Annotated in this window: 33 protein-coding genes; 1 reads left to right on the top strand and 32 read right to left on the bottom strand. The window is 57.0% G+C overall.

Translation table 11 applies throughout. From position 1 onward, the window contains the following. Nucleotides 1–6: 6 nt before the first annotated feature. Nucleotides 7–1404 carry an MFS transporter gene (locus CWE01_RS30980; RefSeq protein WP_100944364.1) on the bottom strand — a complete coding sequence of 466 codons (1398 nt, stop codon included), beginning with the start codon at nucleotides 1402–1404 and terminating at the stop codon, nucleotides 7–9. Between the two features lie 177 nt (nucleotides 1405–1581). Here CWE01_RS30980 and uvrA point away from each other — a divergent pair, with 177 nt between their 5' ends. After that, nucleotides 1582–4416 carry an excinuclease ABC subunit UvrA gene (uvrA, locus tag CWE01_RS30975; RefSeq protein WP_100944363.1) on the top strand — a complete coding sequence of 945 codons (2835 nt, stop codon included), beginning with the start codon at nucleotides 1582–1584 and terminating at the stop codon, nucleotides 4414–4416. Nucleotides 4417–4596: 180 nt separating this feature from the next. Here the strand turns inward: uvrA and bfr are convergent, their stop codons facing one another. The 31 genes from bfr to tuf form a co-directional block, all read right to left on the bottom strand. Next, a complete protein-coding gene (gene bfr, locus CWE01_RS30970) occupies nucleotides 4597–5061 on the bottom strand; it encodes a bacterioferritin (RefSeq protein ID WP_100944362.1) in 465 nt (154 codons plus the stop codon). A 156-nt stretch (nucleotides 5062–5217) separates the two neighbouring features. Then, complete coding sequence (locus CWE01_RS30965) at nucleotides 5218–6666, bottom strand: catalase (protein ID WP_100944361.1); 1449 nt, start codon at nucleotides 6664–6666, stop codon at nucleotides 5218–5220. Nucleotides 6667–6859: 193 nt separating this feature from the next. After that, complete coding sequence (gene rplQ, locus CWE01_RS30960; RefSeq protein WP_100944360.1) at nucleotides 6860–7246, bottom strand: 50S ribosomal protein L17; 387 nt, start codon at nucleotides 7244–7246, stop codon at nucleotides 6860–6862. Nucleotides 7247–7288: 42 nt separating this feature from the next. Beyond that, entirely contained in the window at nucleotides 7289–8290 is a 1002-nt protein-coding gene (rpoA, locus tag CWE01_RS30955) for a DNA-directed RNA polymerase subunit alpha (RefSeq protein ID WP_003176403.1), read from the bottom strand. Between the two features lie 22 nt (nucleotides 8291–8312). After that, nucleotides 8313–8933 (bottom strand): 30S ribosomal protein S4, encoded by a 621-nt coding sequence (gene rpsD / locus CWE01_RS30950; RefSeq protein WP_017123253.1) that lies wholly within the window; start codon nucleotides 8931–8933, stop codon nucleotides 8313–8315. A gap of 18 nt (nucleotides 8934–8951) precedes the next feature. Continuing rightward, complete coding sequence (rpsK, locus tag CWE01_RS30945; protein ID WP_007924177.1) at nucleotides 8952–9341, bottom strand: 30S ribosomal protein S11; 390 nt, start codon at nucleotides 9339–9341, stop codon at nucleotides 8952–8954. A 30-nt stretch (nucleotides 9342–9371) separates the two neighbouring features. After that, complete coding sequence (gene rpsM / locus CWE01_RS30940; RefSeq protein ID WP_003186020.1) at nucleotides 9372–9728, bottom strand: 30S ribosomal protein S13; 357 nt, start codon at nucleotides 9726–9728, stop codon at nucleotides 9372–9374. Nucleotides 9729–9857: 129 nt separating this feature from the next. Continuing rightward, nucleotides 9858–9974, bottom strand: a complete 117-nt coding sequence (gene rpmJ, locus CWE01_RS30935; RefSeq protein ID WP_002555468.1) for a 50S ribosomal protein L36 — start codon at nucleotides 9972–9974, stop codon at nucleotides 9858–9860. 24 nt (nucleotides 9975–9998) lie between these two features. Next, nucleotides 9999–11327 carry a preprotein translocase subunit SecY gene (secY, locus tag CWE01_RS30930; RefSeq protein WP_100944359.1) on the bottom strand — a complete coding sequence of 443 codons (1329 nt, stop codon included), beginning with the start codon at nucleotides 11325–11327 and terminating at the stop codon, nucleotides 9999–10001. Next, a complete protein-coding gene (gene rplO, locus CWE01_RS30925; protein WP_100944358.1) occupies nucleotides 11328–11762 on the bottom strand; it encodes a 50S ribosomal protein L15 in 435 nt (144 codons plus the stop codon). Between the two features lie 3 nt (nucleotides 11763–11765). Continuing rightward, nucleotides 11766–11942, bottom strand: a complete 177-nt coding sequence (gene rpmD, locus CWE01_RS30920; protein WP_010438202.1) for a 50S ribosomal protein L30 — start codon at nucleotides 11940–11942, stop codon at nucleotides 11766–11768. 2 nt (nucleotides 11943–11944) lie between these two features. Further along, nucleotides 11945–12445 carry a 30S ribosomal protein S5 gene (gene rpsE / locus CWE01_RS30915; RefSeq protein WP_100944357.1) on the bottom strand — a complete coding sequence of 167 codons (501 nt, stop codon included), beginning with the start codon at nucleotides 12443–12445 and terminating at the stop codon, nucleotides 11945–11947. 3 nt (nucleotides 12446–12448) lie between these two features. Continuing rightward, nucleotides 12449–12799 carry a 50S ribosomal protein L18 gene (rplR, locus tag CWE01_RS30910; RefSeq protein WP_003186037.1) on the bottom strand — a complete coding sequence of 117 codons (351 nt, stop codon included), beginning with the start codon at nucleotides 12797–12799 and terminating at the stop codon, nucleotides 12449–12451. 10 nt (nucleotides 12800–12809) lie between these two features. Beyond that, nucleotides 12810–13343, bottom strand: a complete 534-nt coding sequence (gene rplF / locus CWE01_RS30905) for a 50S ribosomal protein L6 (protein WP_003176412.1) — start codon at nucleotides 13341–13343, stop codon at nucleotides 12810–12812. Between the two features lie 12 nt (nucleotides 13344–13355). Next, nucleotides 13356–13748 (bottom strand): 30S ribosomal protein S8, encoded by a 393-nt coding sequence (gene rpsH, locus CWE01_RS30900; RefSeq protein WP_003228724.1) that lies wholly within the window; start codon nucleotides 13746–13748, stop codon nucleotides 13356–13358. Nucleotides 13749–13959: 211 nt separating this feature from the next. Beyond that, the gene (gene rpsN / locus CWE01_RS30895) at nucleotides 13960–14265 is read right to left on the bottom strand and encodes a 30S ribosomal protein S14 (protein WP_100944356.1); all 306 of its coding nucleotides are present in this window, start codon (nucleotides 14263–14265) and stop codon (nucleotides 13960–13962) included. 13 nt (nucleotides 14266–14278) lie between these two features. Beyond that, the gene (gene rplE / locus CWE01_RS30890; RefSeq protein WP_040071276.1) at nucleotides 14279–14818 is read right to left on the bottom strand and encodes a 50S ribosomal protein L5; all 540 of its coding nucleotides are present in this window, start codon (nucleotides 14816–14818) and stop codon (nucleotides 14279–14281) included. A 20-nt stretch (nucleotides 14819–14838) separates the two neighbouring features. Beyond that, nucleotides 14839–15153 carry a 50S ribosomal protein L24 gene (gene rplX / locus CWE01_RS30885; protein ID WP_071553151.1) on the bottom strand — a complete coding sequence of 105 codons (315 nt, stop codon included), beginning with the start codon at nucleotides 15151–15153 and terminating at the stop codon, nucleotides 14839–14841. Nucleotides 15154–15164: 11 nt separating this feature from the next. Then, entirely contained in the window at nucleotides 15165–15533 is a 369-nt protein-coding gene (gene rplN, locus CWE01_RS30880; protein WP_002555479.1) for a 50S ribosomal protein L14, read from the bottom strand. Between the two features lie 23 nt (nucleotides 15534–15556). Then, nucleotides 15557–15823 (bottom strand): 30S ribosomal protein S17, encoded by a 267-nt coding sequence (gene rpsQ / locus CWE01_RS30875; protein ID WP_003194644.1) that lies wholly within the window; start codon nucleotides 15821–15823, stop codon nucleotides 15557–15559. A 2-nt stretch (nucleotides 15824–15825) separates the two neighbouring features. Beyond that, entirely contained in the window at nucleotides 15826–16017 is a 192-nt protein-coding gene (gene rpmC, locus CWE01_RS30870; protein ID WP_002555481.1) for a 50S ribosomal protein L29, read from the bottom strand. Continuing rightward, the gene (gene rplP, locus CWE01_RS30865) at nucleotides 16017–16430 is read right to left on the bottom strand and encodes a 50S ribosomal protein L16 (protein ID WP_003232424.1); all 414 of its coding nucleotides are present in this window, start codon (nucleotides 16428–16430) and stop codon (nucleotides 16017–16019) included. Before rplP ends, rpmC begins: the two co-directional genes overlap by 1 nt. Before the next feature lie 12 nt (nucleotides 16431–16442). Next, on the bottom strand, nucleotides 16443–17129 hold the full coding sequence (rpsC, locus tag CWE01_RS30860) for a 30S ribosomal protein S3 (protein ID WP_008065719.1): 687 nt from the start codon (nucleotides 17127–17129) through the stop codon (nucleotides 16443–16445). Nucleotides 17130–17142: 13 nt separating this feature from the next. Beyond that, complete coding sequence (gene rplV / locus CWE01_RS30855; RefSeq protein ID WP_003103908.1) at nucleotides 17143–17475, bottom strand: 50S ribosomal protein L22; 333 nt, start codon at nucleotides 17473–17475, stop codon at nucleotides 17143–17145. A gap of 11 nt (nucleotides 17476–17486) precedes the next feature. Beyond that, nucleotides 17487–17762 (bottom strand): 30S ribosomal protein S19, encoded by a 276-nt coding sequence (gene rpsS / locus CWE01_RS30850; RefSeq protein WP_002555486.1) that lies wholly within the window; start codon nucleotides 17760–17762, stop codon nucleotides 17487–17489. A 16-nt stretch (nucleotides 17763–17778) separates the two neighbouring features. Then, on the bottom strand, nucleotides 17779–18603 hold the full coding sequence (gene rplB, locus CWE01_RS30845; RefSeq protein WP_100944355.1) for a 50S ribosomal protein L2: 825 nt from the start codon (nucleotides 18601–18603) through the stop codon (nucleotides 17779–17781). A 14-nt stretch (nucleotides 18604–18617) separates the two neighbouring features. Beyond that, on the bottom strand, nucleotides 18618–18917 hold the full coding sequence (gene rplW, locus CWE01_RS30840; RefSeq protein ID WP_002555488.1) for a 50S ribosomal protein L23: 300 nt from the start codon (nucleotides 18915–18917) through the stop codon (nucleotides 18618–18620). Then, nucleotides 18914–19516 (bottom strand): 50S ribosomal protein L4, encoded by a 603-nt coding sequence (gene rplD / locus CWE01_RS30835; protein WP_100944354.1) that lies wholly within the window; start codon nucleotides 19514–19516, stop codon nucleotides 18914–18916. Before rplD ends, rplW begins: the two co-directional genes overlap by 4 nt. A 12-nt stretch (nucleotides 19517–19528) precedes the next feature. Continuing rightward, entirely contained in the window at nucleotides 19529–20164 is a 636-nt protein-coding gene (rplC, locus tag CWE01_RS30830; RefSeq protein ID WP_007253310.1) for a 50S ribosomal protein L3, read from the bottom strand. A gap of 80 nt (nucleotides 20165–20244) precedes the next feature. After that, nucleotides 20245–20556 carry a 30S ribosomal protein S10 gene (gene rpsJ, locus CWE01_RS30825; RefSeq protein ID WP_003186070.1) on the bottom strand — a complete coding sequence of 104 codons (312 nt, stop codon included), beginning with the start codon at nucleotides 20554–20556 and terminating at the stop codon, nucleotides 20245–20247. 158 nt (nucleotides 20557–20714) lie between these two features. Then, entirely contained in the window at nucleotides 20715–21908 is a 1194-nt protein-coding gene (gene tuf, locus CWE01_RS30820) for an elongation factor Tu (RefSeq protein ID WP_027924378.1), read from the bottom strand. Nucleotides 21909–21922 lie beyond the last annotated feature (14 nt).

Genomic DNA, 21922 nt, shown 5'->3' with positions numbered 1-21922 from the left:
GTTCTCCTAGGCTTCGCACGCTTGGGGCGCCGGGTCATTGACCAGGCGCTCAAGGGTCGTGCGATCCAACAATTCGGTGTCCAATTTGATGTAAATGGCAGCCTCTTCGGCCACCACGACTGCATCGGTTACCCCTACGATCGCCTTGAGACGCTCGACCAGACCGGCTTCGCGGATCGCTTCAGGCGATAACGGCACGCGCAGGCTGGTCACGTAGGGAGGTTCGCGCATGGTAACAGCAAAGGCCAGCCAGAGTGCAGCCAGACCGGCGCATCCAAGGAAAACCGCCGACAAACCGCCATGCTGGAACATCCAGCCGCCCATGATCCCGCCGAGCGCGGAACCGAGGAACTGGCTGGTGGAATACACCCCCATCGCCGTGCCCTTGCCGCCCGCCGGTGAAACCTTGCTGATCAACGACGGCAAGGAAGCTTCCAGCAGATTGAACGCGGTGAAGAACACCACGGTACCAATCACCAGGGCCCGCAAACTGTCGCCGAACTCCCAGAAGAATAGCTCAGTGAGCATCAAGGTCGTCACGGCGCCGAGTAAAACTCGTTTCATTTTGCGTTTTTTCTCGCCATAGATGATGAACGGGATCATGGCGAAAAAGGAAATCAGCAGCGCGGTCAGGTACACCCACCAGTGCTGCTCCTTGGGCAACCCGGCTTTTTCCACCAGGGCCAGGGGCAAGGCAACGAAGCTGGACATCAGCATCGCGTGCAGGACGAAGATGCCCAGGTCCAGGCGCAGCAGGTCGGGATGCTTGAGGGTCGGCAACAGCGCCTTACGGGCCACGCCGGACTCACGGTGCTGCAACGGACCGGTGGAGTGCGGGACCATGAAGGCGATGATCAGGATCCCCAGCAGCGCCATGCCGCCGGTGGCCAGGAACAATCCCGACAGACCGAAGGCCCGGGTCAGCAAGGGACCTACCACCATCGCCACGGCAAACGACAGACCGATGGTCATGCCGATCATCGCCATGGCCTTGGTCCGGTGCTGTTCGCGGGTCAGGTCCGAGAGCAGTGCCATGACCGCCGCGGAAATCGCCCCGGCGCCCTGCAGGACCCGGCCGGCGATCACGCCCCAGATCGAATCGGCGTTGGCCGCCAGCAAGCTGCCCAGGGCGAAAACCACCAGCCCGAGGTAGATCACCGGGCGTCGGCCGATGCGGTCGGAAATGATCCCGAAGGGAATCTGGAATACCGCCTGGGTCAGGCCATAGGCGCCGATGGCCAGGCCGATCAGGGCCGGTGTCGCCCCCGCGAGATCCATCCCGTAAGTAGCCAGAACCGGCAACACCATGAACATGCCAAGCATACGGAAAGCGAACACCAGGGCCAGACCGCTTGCCGCGCGGGTCTCGCTGCCACTCATGCGTTCGCTGTGGGGATCGTGCATGGAAAAACCTCGTGTGAACCGGCGGCGATTCTACCAGTCCCATCGATAGAGGGGATACATGGCGACGCTTTGTCGCGAGCTGTCATGCAAGACTGAAATACTGTCGTCCGATAGTGTGCATCCATCCAGTATTTAGCCTTATACTCTTGCGTTTACCGCCCGCCGTGCGAGGCCATCTTGGACAAGATCCTGATTCGTGGGGCTCGAACCCACAACCTGAAGAACATCGACCTGACCCTGCCCCGGGACAAGCTGATCGTGATCACCGGCTTGTCCGGGTCCGGCAAGTCGTCCCTGGCCTTCGACACCTTATACGCCGAAGGGCAACGCCGTTACGTGGAATCGCTGTCGGCCTATGCCCGGCAATTCCTCTCGATGATGGAAAAACCCGACGTCGACACCATCGAAGGCCTGTCGCCGGCGATCTCCATCGAGCAGAAGTCGACGTCGCACAACCCGCGCTCGACAGTCGGTACCATCACCGAGATCTACGACTACCTGCGTCTGCTGTATGCCCGCGTAGGCACCCCGCGCTGCCCGGACCACGATATCCCGCTGGAAGCCCAGACCGTCAGCCAGATGGTCGACCTGGTGCTGGCCCAGCCCGAAGGCTCCAAGCTGATGCTGCTGGCGCCGGTGATCCGCGAGCGCAAGGGCGAGCACCTGTCGGTGTTTGAAGAGCTGCGGGCGCAAGGTTTTGTCCGCGCGCGGGTCAACGGCCGGCTCTGCGAGCTGGACGAAGTGCCCAAGCTCGACAAGCAGAAGAAGCATTCCATCGATGTGGTGGTCGACCGCTTCAAGGTCCGTGGCGATCTGCAACAGCGTCTGGCCGAGTCCTTCGAGACCGCGCTGAAGCTGGCGGACGGCATCGCCCTGGTGGCGCCGATGGACGACGAACCCGGCGAAGAGATGATCTTCTCCGCGCGCTTCGCCTGCCCGATCTGCGGCCATGCCATCAGCGAGCTGGAACCCAAGCTGTTCTCCTTCAACAACCCCGCTGGCGCCTGTCCGACCTGTGACGGCCTGGGGGTGAAGCAGTTCTTCGACATCAAGCGTCTGGTCAATGGCGAACTGACCCTGGCCGAAGGCGCGATACGCGGCTGGGACCGGCGCAACGTCTATTACTTCCAGATGCTCGGGTCGCTGGCCTCTCATTACGGCTTCAGCCTGGAAGTGCCGTTCAACACGTTGCCGGCGGACCAGCAGAAGCTTCTCCTGCAAGGCAGCGGCAGCCAGAACGTCGACTTCAAGTACCTCAACGATCGCGGCGATATCGTCAAGCGCTCCCACCCGTTCGAAGGCATCGTGCCGAACCTGGAGCGTCGCTACCGCGAAACCGAATCGGCCACCGTGCGTGAAGAGCTGGCCAAGTTCCTCAGCACCCAGCCATGCCCGGATTGTCGTGGTACCCGCCTGCGTCGCGAGGCGCGGCACGTATGGGTGGGCGAGAAGACCCTGCCGGCAGTGACCAACCTGCCGATCGGCGATGCCTGCGAATACTTCGGCGTGCTGAAGCTGACAGGTCGTCGCGGAGAGATCGCCGACAAGATTCTCAAGGAAATCCGTGAGCGCCTGCAGTTCCTCGTCAATGTCGGCCTGGATTATCTGTCCCTGGATCGCAGCGCCGACACCCTGTCCGGCGGCGAAGCGCAGCGGATTCGTCTGGCCAGCCAGATTGGCGCCGGTCTCGTCGGGGTGTTGTACATCCTCGATGAACCGTCCATCGGCTTGCACCAGCGGGACAACGACCGTCTGCTCGGCACCCTGAAGCACCTGCGCGACATCGGCAACACGGTGATCGTGGTCGAGCACGATGAAGACGCGATCCGCCTGGCGGATTATGTGGTCGACATCGGCCCGGGTGCCGGTGTGCATGGCGGACATATCGTCGCCGAAGGCACACCGGCCGAGGTCATGGCCCACCCTGATTCGTTGACCGGCAAGTATTTGTCCGGCCGCGTGAAGATCGAAGTGCCGGTCAAGCGCACGCCGCGCAACAAGAAGCAGGTGCTGACCCTCAAGGGCGCGCGTGGCAACAACTTGCGCAACGTCGACCTGGAGATCCCGCTGGGCCTGCTGACCTGCGTGACCGGCGTGTCCGGTTCCGGCAAGTCGACGCTGATCAACAACACCCTGTTCCCCCTCAGCGCCACCGCACTGAATGGCGCGACGACGCTGGAGGCTGCGGCCCACGACAGCATCAACGGCCTGCAGCACCTGGACAAGGTGGTGGATATCGACCAGAGCCCCATCGGTCGTACCCCGCGTTCGAACCCGGCCACCTACACCGGCTTGTTCACGCCGATCCGCGAGCTGTTCGCCGGCGTACCGGAGTCCCGTTCACGGGGTTACGGGCCGGGGCGCTTCTCGTTCAACGTCAAGGGCGGGCGCTGCGAAGCCTGCCAGGGCGATGGCCTGATCAAGGTGGAGATGCACTTCCTGCCGGACATCTACGTGCCGTGCGACGTGTGCAAGAGCAAGCGCTACAACCGCGAGACCCTGGAGATCAAGTACAAGGGCAAGAGCATCCACGAGGTGCTGGAGATGACCATCGAGGAGGCGCGGGAGTTCTTCGACGCGGTGCCGGCCCTGGCGCGCAAGCTGCAGACGCTGATGGATGTGGGCCTGTCGTATATCAAGCTGGGGCAATCGGCGACCACCCTGTCCGGTGGTGAGGCGCAGCGGGTCAAGCTGTCCCGCGAGCTGTCCAAGCGCGATACCGGCAAGACCCTGTATATCCTCGACGAGCCGACCACCGGCCTGCACTTCGCGGATATCCAGCAGTTGCTGGACGTGTTGCACCGCCTGCGCGACCACGGTAATACCGTGGTGGTGATCGAGCACAACCTGGACGTGATCAAGACCGCCGACTGGTTGGTGGATCTTGGGCCTGAAGGTGGTTCCAAGGGCGGGCAGATCATTGCCGTTGGCACGCCGGAGCAGGTTGCGGAGATGTCGCAGTCCCATACCGGGCATTACCTGAAGCCGCTGTTGCTGCGCGATCGGGCGTAACCCTATGGAATGAAAAAGCCCCTGTCATTGGGTGATGACAGGGGCTTTTTCATTGGGGCTGAAATCGTTATCGCCAGCAAGCCGGCTCCTACAAGGATCAGGTATGGCGACACCTCTGCGGTGAACGCAAAACTGTAGGAGCCGGCTTGCTGGCGATCCGCTGCGCAGCAGCGGCCATTCTCAAAACTGCGATTGCAGATAATTCTCCAACCCGATGGACTTGATCAGGCCCAACTGCTTCTCCAGCCAGTAGGTGTGATCCTCCTCGGTATCGGCCAACTGCTGGCGCAGGATCTCGCGGGTCACATAATCCTTGTGCACTTCACAGAGCTCGATGCCCTTGCACAGCGCGGCACGCACCTTGTACTCCAGGCGCAGGTCGGCGGCGAACATGTCAGGCACCGTGGTCCCGATGTCCAGGTCGTCCGGGCGCATGCGCGGCGTACCTTCCAGCATCAGGATCCGGCGCATCAGCGCATCGGCGTGTTGTGCCTCTTCTTCCATTTCGTGATTGATGCGCTCGTAGAGCTTGCTGAAGCCCCAGTCCTCATACATCCGCGAATGGATGAAATATTGATCACGAGCCGCCAGTTCACCAGTCAGCAACGTGTTGAGGTAATCGACTACGACCTGGTTACCTTGCATAGCCCTACATCTCCCTGCTTGAAAGTCTGTATTTTGAACCAAGCTGACCGTAAGGTCACTGGAAAAACGCAAACAAAGTGAAGATATTCAGAGAAAAGTAGCCGAAAAAACGCAAAAACCGCCCTAAGTGAGGGCGGTTCTGCTTCTCGTTTAGACTTAGTTCAGCACTACGCCCAGAGCGTTGGCGATACCGGTCCCGTAAGCCGGATCGGCCTTGAAGAAGTGTTGCAACTGACGCTCGACCACATCGCTGGACACACCGGACATCGCACCGGCGATATTGCTGATCAGCAGCGCTTTCTGCTCGGCGCTCATCAGGCGGAACAACGCACCCGCGTGGCTGTAGTAGTCGGTATCTTCGCGGTGATCGTAGCGATCCGCCGCACCACTGAGGGCCAACGCCGGCTCAGCGTAGCGAGGAGCCTGTTTGGGCGCTTCGACGTAGCTGTTGGGCTCGTAGTTTGGCGCAGCGCCACCGTTGCTGCCAAAGGCCATGGAGCCGTCACGCTGGTAGCTGTTGACCGGGCTGCGCGGGGCATTCACCGGCAGTTGCTGGTGATTGGTGCCGACACGGTAGCGGTGGGCATCAGCATAGGCGAAGACCCGGCCTTGCAGCATGCGGTCCGGCGACAGGCCAACACCCGGCACCATGTTGCTCGGACCGAATGCCGCCTGCTCGACTTCAGCGAAGTAGTTCAGCGGGTTGCGATTGAGCTCCAGTTCACCGACTTCGATCAGCGGGAACTCTTTCTGCGACCAGGTCTTGGTCACGTCGAAGGGGTTCTCGTAATGCCCCTCGGCCTGGGCCTCGGTCATGATCTGGATGCACACACTCCATTTCGGGAAGTCGCCGCGCTCGATGGCGCCGAACAGATCGCGCTGGGCATAGTCAGGATCGCTACCCGCCAGGCGTGCCGCCTCGGCCGGCGCCAGGTTCTTGATGCCCTGCTTGGTCTTGTAGTGCCATTTCACCCAGTGACGCTCGCCCTTGGCGTTGATCAGGCTGTAGGTGTGGCTGCCGAAGCCGTGCATGTGACGGTAGCCGTCCGGGATCCCGCGGTCCGAGAACAGGATGGTGACCTGGTGCAACGCCTCGGGCGAGTGCGACCAGAAGTCCCACATCATCTGCGCGCTTTTCAGGTTGCTTTGCGGCAGGCGTTTCTGGGTGTGGATAAAGTCGGGGAATTTCAGCGGATCGCGGATGAAGAACACCGGCGTGTTGTTGCCGACGATGTCCCAGTTGCCTTCCTCGGTGTAGAACTTCAGGGCGAAGCCCCGTGGATCGCGCTCGGTATCAGCCGAACCACGCTCGCCACCGACGGTGGAGAAGCGCAGGAAGGTCGGGGTCTGCTTGCCCACGGATTCGAACAGCTTGGCGCTGGTGTACTGGGTAATGTCCCTGGAAACGGTGAAGGTGCCGTAGGCACCCGAGCCTTTGGCGTGTACACGGCGCTCGGGGATGTTTTCACGGTTGAAGTGAGCGAGCTTCTCGATCAGGTGAAAGTCGTCGAGCAGCAGCGGGCCACGGGGGCCGGCGGAACGGGAATTCTGGTTGTCCGCAACGGGCGCCCCGCTGGCGGTGGTCAGCGTTTTGTTCTGGCTCATGCTTGTCCTTCCTCTCTCGGTCTTGGTGCTGCCGGCTAATCGGCTGAGAGGGAGTATTGACCATGAATATGACGGGGGACAAATTCATTAAGTAATTGTCATTCATAGAAATACGCTATCGAACGATATTTGCTTGATAGCAGACAACAAAAAACCGGGCACTAGGCCCGGTTTCTTGTTTCAGACTGACGTCTTACTCGGCAGATACAGCTTCGCCGGCAGTAGCACGATCAACCAACTCGACGTACGCCATAGGCGCGTTGTCGCCAGTGCGGAAACCGCACTTGAGGATGCGCAGGTAGCCACCCTCACGGGTAGCGTAACGCTTGCCCAGGTCGTTGAAGAGCTTACCAACGATAGCTTTCGAACGAGTACGGTCGAAAGCCAGACGGCGGTTAGCCAGGCTATCTACTTTGGCCAGAGTGATCAGCGGCTCAGCAACGCGACGCAGTTCTTTGGCTTTTGGCAGAGTCGTTTTGATCAGCTCGTGCTCGAACAGCGACACCGCCATGTTTTGAAACATGGCCTTGCGGTGCGAGCTGGTGCGGCTCAGGTGACGACCACTTTTACGATGACGCATGGTTCATTCCTTACCAAACACTACGTTCGGTGATTACGACGATCAGGCAGTCGCCTTGTCGTCCTTCTTAAGACTTGCAGGCGGCCAGTTGTCGAGGCGCATGCCGAGGGACAGACCGCGGGAGGCCAGAACGTCCTTGATTTCAGTCAAGGATTTCTTGCCCAGGTTCGGAGTCTTCAACAGCTCTACTTCGGTACGCTGAATCAGGTCGCCGATGTAGTAGATGTTTTCCGCCTTAAGGCAGTTGGCCGAACGTACAGTCAGTTCCAGATCGTCAACCGGGCGAAGCAGGATCGGATCGATCTCGTCTTCTTGCTCGATAACCACTGGCTCACTGTCACCTTTGAGGTCGACGAACGCAGCCAACTGCTGTTGCAGGATGGTTGCAGCGCGGCGGATAGCCTCTTCAGGATCCAGGGTACCGTTGGTTTCCAGATCAATAACCAGTTTGTCCAGGTTGGTACGCTGCTCGACACGGGCGTTTTCCACCACGTAAGCGATACGGCGAACCGGGCTGAACGAAGAGTCGAGCTGCAAGCGACCGATGCTGCGGCTTTCGTCTTCATCGCTCTGACGCGAGTCTGCTGGTTCATAACCACGACCACGAGCTACGGTGAGCTTCATGTTCAAGGCGCCGTTAGACGCCAGGTTGGCGATTACGTGATCGGGATTAACGATCTCGACATCATGATCCAGCTGAATATCGGCAGCGGTAACCACCCCCGAACCCTTCTTCGACAAGGTCAGCGTAACTTCGTCACGGCCGTGCAGCTTGATAGCCAGACCTTTAAGGTTCAACAGGATTTCAATGACGTCTTCCTGTACACCTTCGATGGCGCTGTACTCGTGGAGCACACCGTCAATCTCGGCCTCGACTACTGCACAGCCTGGCATTGAGGACAACAGGATGCGGCGCAGCGCGTTGCCCAGGGTGTGGCCAAAACCACGCTCGAGAGGCTCGAGGGTGATCTTAGCGCGGGTTGGACTGACAACCTGCACGTCAATGTGACGGGGTGTCAGGAACTCATTTACCGAAATCTGCATGGATGCACCTATTTTCTAGCCCTTACTTGGAGTAGAGCTCGACAATCAGGCTTTCGTTGATGTCGGCGGAGAGGTCACTGCGAGCAGGCACGTTCTTGAAAACGCCCGACTTCTTCTCAGTGTCCACTTCTACCCATTCTACGCGGCCACGCTGGGCACACAGATCGAGAGCCTGGACAATGCGCAGTTGATTCTTAGCTTTCTCACGAATAGCTACCACGTCACCAGCACGAACCTGGTAGGACGGGACGTTGACGGTTTTGCCGTTAACGCTGATCGACTTGTGCGATACCAGTTGACGGGATTCGGCACGAGTCGAGCCAAAACCCATACGGTATACAACGTTGTCCAGACGGCATTCGAGCAGTTGCAACAGGTTTTCACCGGTTGCGCCTTTACGGCCGGCAGCTTCTTTGTAGTAGCCGCTGAACTGACGCTCAAGAACGCCATAAATACGACGGACCTTCTGCTTTTCACGCAGTTGGGTGCCGTAGTCGGACTGGCGACCGCGGCGTTGGCCGTGGATACCAGGTGCTGCTTCGATGTTGCACTTGGATTCGATAGCGCGCACGCCGCTCTTCAGGAAGAGATCGGTGCCTTCGCGACGAGCCAGTTTGCATTTTGGACCAATGTAACGAGCCATTCTTTACAATCTCCTGGATTACACGCGGCGCTTCTTCGGCGGACGGCACCCGTTGTGCGGGATTGGCGTCACGTCGGTGATGCTGGCGATCTTATAGCCACAGCCGTTCAATGCACGGACAGCGGACTCACGACCTGGACCTGGACCTTTGACGTTGACGTCGAGGTTTTTCAGGCCGTATTCCAGCGCAGCTTGACCAGCACGTTCAGCAGCTACTTGAGCAGCGAACGGGGTGGACTTGCGGGAACCGCGGAAACCCGAACCACCGGAGGTAGCCCAAGAAAGAGCGTTACCTTGACGGTCGGTAATGGTCACGATGGTGTTGTTGAAAGACGCGTGGATGTGGGCGATGCCATCAACCACTGTCTTTTTAATTTTCTTACGAGGACGAGCAGCAGGTTTTGCCATGACTAGATTCCTGTCGATTCGCTGGTGCGATTACTTGCGGATCGGCTTACGCGGACCTTTGCGAGTACGCGCGTTGGTCTTGGTACGCTGACCGCGTACTGGCAGACCACGACGATGGCGCAGACCGCGGTAGCAGCCCAGGTCCATCAAGCGTTTGATTTTCATGTTGATTTCGCGACGCAGGTCACCTTCAGTGGTGAACTTCGCCACTTCGCCACGCAGCTGTTCAATCTGCTCGTCGCTCAGATCCTTGATCTTTGCGGCTGGGTTGACCCCAGTCACTGCACAAATTTTCTGTGCAGTAGTGCGACCAACACCATAGATGTAGGTCAGCGAGATAACAGTGTGCTTGTTATCTGGAATGTTAACGCCTGCAATACGGGCCATTCAGTGGGACTCCAATTGACAGCTACCTACGCCCCGGAAGCCAAGAAATAGGGCGCGAGATAATATCGCTGTAATAACAAATAATCAACCCAGCAGCGCACTAGCTGCTGGGCTTCAAGCAGATCACACTCAGCCTTGGCGCTGTTTGTGACGCGGTTCCGCGCTGCAAATTACTCGAACCACACCTTCGCGGCGAATAATCTTGCAGTTACGGCACAGCTTTTTCACCGATGCACGAACTTTCATCACCAACTCCTCGAACCTTATGGGTCAGCGCAGCATGCCGCTGCCGTAACCCTTCAGGTTGGCTTTCTTCATCAGGGATTCGTACTGGTGCGAAACGAGGTGCGATTGTACTTGGGACATGAAGTCCATCACAACCACGACCACGATCAGCAACGAGGTCCCGCCAAGGTAGAACGGAACGTTTGCCGCAACCACCAGGAACTGGGGCAGCAAGCACACGGCCGTCATATAAAGAGCACCGAACATGGTCAAACGGGTCAGAACGCCATCAATGTAGCGCGCTGACTGCTCGCCTGGACGGATACCCGGAATAAAGGCACCGGACTTCTTCAGGTTTTCCGCTACGTCTTTCGGATTGAACATCAACGCCGTATAGAAGAAGCAGAAGAAAATAATCCCTGCACTAAACAGCAGAATATTCAACGGCTGACCAGGAGCGATCGACTGCGAGATGTCCTGCAACCAGCCCATACCTTCAGACTGACCGAACCAGGCACCCAGCGAAGCCGGGAACAGCAAAATGCTGCTCGCGAAGATAGCAGGAATAACACCGGCCATATTCACTTTCAGCGGCAGGTGGCTGGTCTGCGCAGCGAAGACCTTGCGGCCCTGCTGACGCTTGGCGTAGTGAACAGCAATACGACGCTGGCCACGCTCAATGAACACCACGAAACCGATGATCGCTACTGCCAGCAAACCGATGGCAACCAGCGCGAAGATGTTGATATCGCCCTGACGTGCAGACTCGAAAGACTGCCCGATTGCTCTCGGAAGACCGGCGACGATACCCGAAAAAATCAACATCGAGATACCGTTACCAACACCGCGCTCGGTAATCTGCTCACCCAGCCACATCATGAACATCGCGCCGGCCACAAAAGTGGACACCGCAACGAAATGGAAGCTGAAGCCAGCACTAAACGAGACGCCCTGGTTAGCCAGGCCAATGGACATGCCAATGGCTTGAACCAGTGCCAGGACGACGGTGCCATAGCGGGTGTATTGGCTGATCTTACGACGACCAGCCTCACCTTCCTTCTTCAACTGCTCCAGCTGCGGGCTGACGGCGCTCATCAGTTGCATGATGATCGATGCCGAAATGTACGGCATGATCCCCAGTGCAAAGATGCTCATCCGCTCCAGCGCGCCGCCGGAAAACATGTTGAACAAGCTAAGAATGGTCCCCTCATTCTGTCGAAACAGGTCCGCCAGCCGGTCCGGGTTGATACCAGGAACTGGGATGTGCGCGCCTATCCGGTAGACGATAATCGCCAGGAATAGAAAACGCAGTCGAGCCCAGAGCTCGGATAACCCGCCTTTGCTGAGCGCTGAGAGAGCACCTTGCTTAGCCATTTATTCCTCGAACTTGCCGCCAGCTGCTTCGATAGCCGCACGCGCACCTTTGGTGGCTGCGATGCCCTTGATAGTTACTGCGCGAGTCACTTCGCCCGACAGCATGATTTTCACACGCTGTACGTTCTGGTTGATCACGCTGGCATCTTTCAGGGACTGCACGGTGACGATGTCGCCGTCCACTTTGGCCAGCTCGGACAGACGCACTTCTGCGCGGTCCATGGCTTTCAGGGAAACGAAACCGAACTTCGGCAGGCGACGATGCAGCGGCTGTTGGCCGCCTTCAAAGCCTGGAGCAATGGTGCCACCGGAGCGGGAGGTCTGACCTTTGTGGCCGCGGCCACCAGTCTTACCCAAACCGCTACCGATACCACGGCCCGGACGATGCTTTTCGCGACGGGAACCCGGCGCTGGACTCAGATCATTGAGTTTCATCGATTAACCCTCTACACGCAGCATGTAGTAAGCCTTGTTGATCATCCCGCGATTCTCGGGAGTATCCAGGACTTCTACAGTGTGACCGATGCGACGCAGACCCAGACCCTTAACGCACAGTCTGTGGTTAGGGATGCGGCCGGTCATGCTTTTGATCAGCGTTACTTTTACAGTTGCCATGATCAACGGATCTCCGCTGCAGTTTTGCCGCGCTTGGCAGCAATGGACTCAGGGGACTGCATAGCTTTCAAACCTTTGAAAGTGGCGTGAACCACGTTTACCGGGTTAGTCGAGCCGTAGCACTTGGCCAGAACGTTCTGGACACCAGCGACTTCGAGGACAGCACGCATAGCGCCGCCAGCGATGATACCGGTACCTTCAGAAGCAGGCTGCATGTAAACCTTCGAAGCGCCGTGGGCGGACTTCATGGCGTACTGCAGAGTGGTACCGTTCAGGTCCACCTGGATCATGTTGCGGCGAGCAGCTTCCATAGCCTTCTGGATCGCGGCAGGCACTTCACGTGACTTGCCACGGCCGAAGCCTACACGGCCCTTACCATCACCTACCACGGTCAACGCGGTGAAGGTGAAGATACGGCCGCCTTTAACGGTTTTGGCTACGCGGTTAACTTGAACCAGCTTCTCGATGTAGCCTTCGTCGCGCTTTTGGTCGTTATTTGACATAACTTAGAACTCCAGCCCAGCTTCACGAGCAGCATCAGCCAGCGCCTTGACGCGGCCGTGGTACTTGAAGCCAGAGCGGTCGAAAGCCACCTGCGAGACGCCAGCGGCTTTAGCACGCGTAGCGACCAGCTGGCCAACCTTAGTGGCCGCGTCGATGTTGCCAGTGGCACCATCACGCAGTTCTTTGTCCAAAGTCGAGGCACTTGCCAGGACTTTGTTGCCGTCGGCCGAAATGACCTGGGCGTAGATGTGCTGCGAAGAGCGGAACACGCAGAGACGCACGACTTCGAGTTCGTGCATTTTCAGGCGTGCTTTGCGAGCGCGACGCAGTCGAGTAACTTTTTTGTCGGTCATTTGCTATGCCCTACTTCTTCTTGGCTTCTTTACGACGGACGACTTCGTCCGCGTAGCGCACACCTTTGCCTTTGTACGGCTCTGGTGGACGGAAGTCGCGGATCTCAGCGGCCACCTGACCTACCAGCTGCTTATCGATGCCCTTGATCAGGATATCGGTTTGGCTAGGGGTCTCAGCGGTGATGCCTTCCGGCAGTTCGTAATCCACTGGGTGCGAGAAGCCAAGGGCCAGGTTCAAAACCGTGCCTTTTGCTTGCGCTTTGTAACCAACACCGACCAGCTGGAGCTTGCGCTCGAAGCCTTGGCTTACGCCTTGGACCATGTTGTTTACCAACGCACGCGTGGTACCGGCCATTGCGCGAGTTTGTTGATCGCCATTGCGAGCAGCGAAACGCAGCTCACCAGCTTCTTCAACGATCTCAACGGACGAATGGATGTTCAGTTCAAGAGTACCCTTGGCACCCTTCACCGAAAGCTGTTGGCCTGCGAATTTGACTTCGACACCGGCTGGCAGCTTAACGGGGTTCTTAGCGACGCGAGACATGCTTATCCCCCCTTAGAACACAGTGCAAAGAACTTCGCCGCCGACACCGGCAGCGCGCGCAGCACGATCCGTCATCACACCTTTGTTGGTGGAGACGATAGACACGCCAAGACCGCCACGAACTTTCGGCAGATCTTCAACGGACTTGTACTGACGCAGGCCTGGACGGCTAACGCGCTTCACTTCCTCGATGACCGGACGGCCTTCGAAGTATTTCAGCTCGATGGATAGCAACGGCTTGGTTTCGCTGCTGATCTGATAACCCGCGATGTAACCTTCGTCCTTCAGGACTTTTGCTACAGCCACCTTCAACGTGGAAGACGGCATGCTTACGACGGACTTTTCAGCCATCTGGGCATTACGGATTCGAGTTAGCATGTCCGCTAACGGGTCCTGCATACTCATGGGCTAGACGCTCCTGATACAAAAAGAATTAGCCTTGCGGCTACAACTGTCGCCGAGTATCTCCACACGTAAAAAGTGCAGGCTCAGGCGAGCCGGTCATTCTAGACACACCCCAGAAATGAATCAAGCCCCAAAAGGGGCTTGATTCATACTCAAGGTCACCGATGGTCGGTTCTTGCGAGTCCGACCACCACGACTTGGGCGGTATGGCTTACCAGCTGGCTTTAACCAGACCTGGTACGTCACCACGCATGGCCGCTTCACGCAGCTTGTTACGGCCGAGGCCGAACTTGCGGTAAACGCCGTGCGGACGACCAGTGATGCGGCAGCGGTTACGCATGCGCGAGGCGCTTGCGTCACGTGGCTGCTTCTGCAGGGCTACCGAAGCTTCCCAACGTGCTTCTGGACTTGCGTTCAGATCGACGATGATAGCTTTCAGTGCTGCACGCTTGGTGGCGTACTTGGCAACGGTGAGCTGACGCTTCAGCTCACGGTTTTTCATGCTCTTCTTGGCCATTTTCCTACTCCAATCAGTTGCGGAACGGGAATTTGAAAGCACGCAGCAATGCGCGACCTTCATCATCGTTCTTGGCAGTGGTGGTCAGGGTAATGTCCAGACCGCGCAGAGCATCGATCTTGTCGTAATCGATTTCCGGGAAAATGATCTGCTCTTTCACGCCCATGCTGTAGTTGCCACGACCGTCGAAGGACTTGGCATTCAGGCCGCGGAAGTCGCGAACCCGAGGCAGGGAGATCGACAGCAGACGATCCAGGAACTCATACATACGATCGCGACGCAGGGTCACTTTGACACCGATCGGCCAACCTTCGCGGACTTTGAAGCCAGCGATGGATTTGCGAGCGTGAGTCACAACGACTTTCTGGCCGGTGATCTTCTCCAGGTCAGCCACAGCGTGCTCGATGACTTTCTTGTCACCGATCGCTTCGCCCAGACCCATGTTCAGGGTGATCTTGGTAATGCGCGGAACTTCCATCACGTTCGCCAGCTTAAGTTCTTCCTTAAGCTTCGGAGCGATTTCCTTCCGGTAAATCTCTTTCAGTCGTGCCATGGTCTTCTACCTAGCAGTGTTCAAGCATCAACCGCTTTTTGGGTCGACTTGAAGACACGAATTTTTTTGCCGTCTTCTACTTTGAAACCAACGCGGTCAGCCTTGTTGGTTTCGCCGTTGAAAATGGCGACGTTGGAAGCGTGCAGTGGCGCTTCTTTTTCGACGATACCGCCCTGTACGCCCGACATCGGGTTAGGCTTGGTATGACGCTTGACCAGGTTCAGACCACCGATGACCAGACGGTCATCAGCGAGAACCTTAAGCACCTTACCGCGCTTACCTTTGTCTTTGCCGGCGATCACGATGATCTCGTCGTCACGACGAATCTTTTGCATGTCGGATCTCCTTACAGCACTTCTGGGGCGAGCGAGACGATCTTCATGAACTTCTCAGTACGAAGTTCACGGGTCACTGGCCCAAAGATACGGGTGCCGATCGGCTCTTGCTTGTTGTTCAACAGAACAGCAGCGTTGCCATCAAAGCGGATGATGGAGCCGTCAGCACGACGAACACCATGGCGAGTGCGGACTACAACAGCAGTCATCACCTGGCCTTTCTTCACTTTACCGCGCGGAATTGCTTCCTTGACGGTTACTTTGATGATGTCACCGATACCAGCGTAACGACGATGCGAGCCACCCAGCACCTTGATGCACATAACGCGGCGAGCGCCGCTGTTATCGGCCACATCGAGCATGGATTGAGTCTGAATCATATAATTTCTCCGACCCCTAGCCCTTAGACTTCCACAGCGCGTTCGAGAACATCAACCAGCGCCCAAGACTTGGTCTTGGCCATCGGACGAGTTTCACGAATCGTGACCTTGTCGCCAATGTGGCACTGGTTGGTTTCGTCGTGCGCGTGCAGCTTAGTCGAACGCTTAACGTATTTACCGTAGATCGGGTGCTTGACGCGACGCTCGATCAGAACGGTGATGGTCTTGTCCATTTTGTCGCTGACAACACGGCCAGTCAGCGTACGGACGGTCTTTTCGGCTTCAGCCATGATTACTTACCTGCCTGCTGGTTGAGCACAGTCTTCACACGAGCGATGTCGCGCTTAACTTGCGAGAGCAGGTGAGACTGCCCCAACTGGCCAGTTGCTTTCTGCATACGCAGATTGAACTGGTCGCGCAGCAGGCCGAGCAGTTGCTCGTTCAGCTGCTGTGCTGATTTTTCACGAAGTTCATTCGCTTTCATCACATCACCGTCCGTTTAACAAAAGCGGTGGCGAGCGGCAGCTTTGCAGCAGCCAGGGCAAAAGCCTCACGCGCCAGCTCTTCAGTAACACCCTCGATTTCATACAGGACTTTGCCTGGCTGAATCTGGGCAACCCAGTACTCCACGTTACCCTTACCTTTACCCATCCGAACTTCGAGGGGCTTTTTGGAAATAGGCTTGTCCGGGAACACACGGATCCAGATCTTGCCGCCACGTTTTACGTGACGGGTCAGAGCACGACGCGCTGACTCGATCTGACGAGCGGTGAGACGACCACGAGCTACAGACTTCAGCGCGAACTCGCCGAAGCTGACTTTGCTACCGCGCTGAGCCAGACCACGGTTGTGGCCTGTCATCTGCTTGCGGAACTTCGTACGCTTTGGTTGCAACATTTGGCGTACCCCTTACTTAGCAGCTTTTTTACGAGGCGCTGGTGCTTGTGGTTTCAGTTCTTCTTGGCGACCACCAATTACTTCGCCTTTGAAGATCCAAACCTTTACACCGATCACACCGTAAGTGGTGTGAGCTTCGTAGTTGGCATAGTCGATGTCGGCACGCAGGGTGTGCAGTGGCACACGACCTTCGCGATACCATTCAGTACGTGCGATTTCAGCACCGCCGAGACGACCGCTCACTTGGATTTTGATGCCTTTGGCACCAATGCGCATGGCGTTCTGTACGGCGCGCTTCATGGCGCGACGGAACATCACACGACGCTCCAGCTGCTGAGCTACGCTCTGGGCAACCAGCATACCGTCGAGTTCCGGCTTGCGGATCTCTTCGATATTGATGTGCACAGGCACACCCATTTGCTTGGTCAGGTCCTGACGCAGTTTCTCAACATCTTCACCTTTCTTCCCGATAACGATACCTGGACGAGCGGTGTGGATGGTGATGCGTGCAGTTTGGGCCGGACGATGGATATCGATACGGCTCACGGACGCGCTTTTTAGTTTGTCTTGGAGGTACTCACGCACTTTCAGATCTGCGAGCAAATAGTCCGCATAAGTCCGACCGTCTGCGTACCAGACGGAGGTGTGCTCCTTGACGATTCCCAGGCGAATGCCAATGGGATGTACTTTCTGACCCATCTCTTCGACTCCGTTACTTGTCAGCAACCTTGACAGTGATATGGCAAGACCGCTTGACGATGCGATCAGCCCGGCCTTTGGCACGTGGCATGATGCGCTTCAGCGAACGCCCTTCGTTGACGAAAACGGTGCTGACCTTCAGGTCATCAACGTCTGCGCCTTCGTTATGCTCGGCGTTGGCTACGGCCGACTCCAGCACTTTCTTCATGATCTCGGCGGCTTTCTTACTGCTGAAAGCCAACAAGTTGAGCGCTTCGCCCACCTTCTTCCCGCGGATCTGGTCGGCGACCAAGCGGGCTTTCTGGGCGGAGATTCGAGCGCCCGACAACTTAGCGGCTACTTCCATTTCCTAACCCCTTAACGCTTGGCTTTCTTGTCAGCCACGTGCCCACGATATGTGCGGGTACCGGCAAACTCGCCCAGTTTGTGGCCGACCATGTCTTCGTTCACGAGAACGGGGACGTGTTGACGACCGTTATGCACAGCGATGGTCAAACCGACCATTTGTGGCAGGATCATGGAACGGCGCGACCAGGTCTTAACTGGTTTGCGATCGTTCTTTTCCGCCGCCACTTCGATCTTCTTCAGTAGGTGAAGATCGATAAAAGGACCTTTTTTCAGAGAACGTGGCACTGTCGTATCCCTCTATTTACTTGCGACGACGGACGATCATTTTGTCGGTACGCTTATTACCACGAGTCTTCGCGCCCTTAGTCGGGAAGCCCCACGGCGATACCGGATGACGACCACCAGAGGTACGACCTTCACCACCACCATGTGGGTGGTCAACCGGGTTCATGGCAACACCACGAACGGTTGGGCGAACGCCACGCCAGCGTTTGGCACCGGCTTTACCCAGGGAACGCAGGCTGTGCTCGGAGTTCGAGACTTCGCCCAGCGTTGCACGGCATTCCGACAGCACTTTACGCATTTCACCGGAGCGCAGACGCAGGGTCACGTAGACACCTTCACGAGCGATCAGCTGAGCCGAAGCACCAGCGGAACGAGCGATCTGTGCACCTTTACCTGGCTTCAGTTCGATGCCGTGTACGGTGGAACCCACTGGGATGTTGCGCAGTTGCAGAGCGTTACCTGGCTTGATTGGAGCCAGAGCGCCTGCGATCAGCTGGTCGCCAGCACTCACGCCTTTAGGCGCGATGATGTAGCGACGCTCGCCGTCTGCGTACAGCAGCAGAGCGATGTGAGCAGTACGGTTTGGATCGTATTCGATACGCTCGACAGTGGCAGCGATGCCATCTTTGTCGTTGCGACGGAAATCGACCAGACGATAATGCTGCTTATGACCACCACCGATGTGACGAGTGGTAATACGGCCATTGTTGTTACGACCACCAGTCTTCGATTTTTTCTCGAGCAGCGGTGCGTGAGGAGCGCCTTTATGCAGCTCCTTGTTGACCACCTTGACCACAAAACGGCGGCCAGGGGAAGTCGGTTTGCATTTAACGATTGCCATGATGCACCCCTTCCTTACTCAGCACTGCTGCTGAAATCGAGATCTTGGCCTGGCTGAAGGGAGATAACTGCCTTCTTCCAGTCATTACGCTTGCCCAGACCGCGAGCAGTGCGTTTGCTTTTACCCAGGACATTCAGGGTAGTCACACGCTCTACTTTCACGCTGAACAGGCTTTCGACGGCCTTCTTGATTTCCAGCTTGGTTGCGTCAGTCGCAACCTTGAAAACGAACTGACCTTTCTTGTCTGCCAGGACCGTAGCCTTCTCGGAAACGTGCGGGCCAAGCAGAACTTTAAATACGCGTTCCTGGTTCATCCCAGCAGCTCCTCGAATTTCTTCACGGCCGACACGGTGATCAACACCTTGTCGTATGCGATCAGACTAACTGGATCGGAACCCTGTACGTCACGGACATCAACGTGTGGCAGGTTACGAGCAGCCAGGTACAGGTTCTGATCAACAGAGTCAGACACGATCAGAACGTCGGTCAGGCTCATGCCAGTCAGTTTGTTCAGCAGGTCTTTGGTTTTCGGCGTTTCAACGGCGAAATCCTGAACCACGACCAGACGATCAGTACGCACCAGCTCAGCAAGGATGGAACGCATTGCTGCGCGATACATCTTCTTGTTCAGCTTCTGGGAGTGATCCTGAGGACGAGCTGCGAAAGTGGTACCGCCGCCACGCCAGATTGGGCTACGGATAGTACCGGCACGAGCACGGCCAGTACCTTTCTGACGCCATGGGCGCTTACCGCCACCAGAAACGTCGGAACGGGTCTTTTGCTGCTTGCTACCCTGACGGCCGCCAGCCATGTAGGCCACGACTGCTTGGTGAACCAGCGTCTCGTTGAATTCGCCGCCAAATGTCAGTTCGGAAACTTCGATCGCTTGAGCGTCATTTACATTTAATTGCATGTCAGCTTCCCCTTAACCGCGAGCCTTGGCTGCTGGACGTACAACCAAGTTGCCGCCAGTAGCGCCAGGAACAGCGCCCTTGACCAACAACAGATTGCGTTCAGCGTCCACGCGCACTACTTCGAGGGACTGCACGGTCACGCGCTCAGCGCCCATATGACCGGACATTTTTTTGCCCTTGAATACACGACCAGGAGTCTGGCACTGGCCGATAGAGCCTGGAACGCGGTGGGACACGGAGTTACCGTGGGTATTATCTTGCCCGCGGAAATTCCAGCGCTTGATCGTACCCTGGAAGCCTTTACCTTTGGACTGACCGGTTACATCAACCAGTTGACCAGCAGCGAAGATTTCAGCGTTGATCAGATCGCCGGCCTGGTAGTCGCCTTCTTCAAGGCGGAATTCCATTACGGTACGACCAGCGGCAACGTTCGCTTTAGCGAAGTGGCCAGCTTGAGCGGCTGTAACACGCGAAGCACGACGCTCGCCGACAGTGACTTGCACTGCACGATAGCCATCGGTTTCTTCAGTTTTGAACTGGGTGACGCGATTCGGTTCGATCTCAATGACCGTAACCGGAATGGAGACACCTTCTTCGGTGAAAATACGGGTCATACCGCATTTACGACCGACTACACCAATAGTCATGTTGTAAACCTCATGAGTGTACGGGGCTTTCACCCGCTATGGCCGCCCATTTCAGAGCGTTACACGACTAAGACCGAGTCTTAGCCGAGGCTGATCTGCACTTCCACACCTGCCGCAAGATCAAGCTTCATCAGCGCATCAACGGTTTTATCCGTTGGCTGGACGATGTCCAGAACACGCTTATGAGTACGGATCTCGTACTGGTCGCGCGCGTCTTTGTTGACGTGCGGGGAGACCAGAACGGTGAACCGCTCTTTACGGGTAGGCAGTGGAATTGGACCACGCACTTGAGCACCAGTACGTTTCGCGGTTTCCACGATTTCCTGGGTGGATTGGTCGATCAGGCGATGGTCAAAAGCCTTCAACCTGATACGGATTTGCTGATTTTGCATTGGATTTCAGACTCCGGCTGCTATTCCCACCGAGCGCAATACGCCCGTTAAAAGGAGGCGCAATTCTATAGACGCCCCAGATAGGTGTCAACCTAATAAAAAAGCCCCCGCTAGGCGGGGGCTTTTTCAAAGCATCGAAGCTATCTCAATGAGAACGCTTACTCGATGATTTTGGCTACGACGCCAGCGCCGACGGTACGACCGCCTTCACGGATAGCGAAACGCAGACCGTCTTCCATCGCGATGGTTTTGATCAGAGTGACAGTCATCTGGATGTTGTCACCTGGCATTACCATTTCAACGCCTTCTGGCAGCTCGCAGTTACCAGTCACGTCAGTAGTACGGAAGTAGAACTGTGGACGGTAGCCTTTGAAGAACGGAGTATGACGGCCGCCTTCTTCCTTGCTCAGAACGTAAACTTCTGCGGTGAACTTGGTGTGCGGCTTGACCGAACCTGGCTTGACCAGAACCTGGCCACGCTCAACGTCGTCACGCTTGGTACCACGCAGCAGAACGCCGCAGTTCTCGCCTGCACGACCTTCGTCGAGCAGTTTGCGGAACATTTCAACACCGGTGCAGGTGGTGACGGTGGTGTCACGCAGACCAACGATTTCCAGTGGGTCTTGAACGCGAACGATACCGCGCTCGATACGACCAGTCACAACAGTACCGCGACCCGAGATCGAGAATACGTCTTCGATTGGCATCAGGAATGGCTTGTCGGTCAGACGAACTGGTTCTGGGATGTAGCTGTCCAGGGTTTCAACCAGTTTACGAACGGCAGTGGTGCCCATTTCGTTGTCGTCTTTGCCTTCCAGCGCCATACGAGCGGAACCGATGATGATTGGAGTGTCATCACCTGGGAAGTCGTAAGTGCTCAGCAGATCGCGCACTTCCATCTCAACCAGTTCCAGCAGCTCAGCGTCGTCTACCAGGTCAGCCTTGTTCAGGAAAACCACGATGTACGGAACGCCTACCTGACGGGACAGCAGGATGTGCTCACGGGTTTGTGGCATCGGACCATCAGCGGCCGAACAAACCAGGATCGCGCCGTCCATCTGGGCAGCACCGGTGATCATGTTCTTCACATAGTCAGCGTGACCTGGGCAGTCAACGTGAGCGTAGTGACGGATCTTCGAGTTGTACTCGACGTGTGCGGTGTTGATGGTGATACCACGAGCTTTTTCTTCTGGCGCGCTGTCGATTTTATCGAAATCAACGATAGCCGAACCGAAAACCTCGGAGCAAACACGAGTCAGAGCAGCGGTCAGCGTGGTTTTACCGTGGTCGACGTGACCGATGGTGCCAACGTTGACGTGCGGGAGGGAACGATCAAATTTTTCTTTAGCCACGACAATTAACTCCT

Origin of the sequence: Pseudomonas sp. QS1027, assembly GCF_002814235.1 — a bacterium.
Taxonomy (GTDB): Bacteria; Pseudomonadota; Gammaproteobacteria; order Pseudomonadales; family Pseudomonadaceae; genus Aquipseudomonas.
The sequence above is the reverse complement of the archived record's forward strand: the minus strand, read 5'-3'. Positions and strand labels throughout refer to the sequence as shown.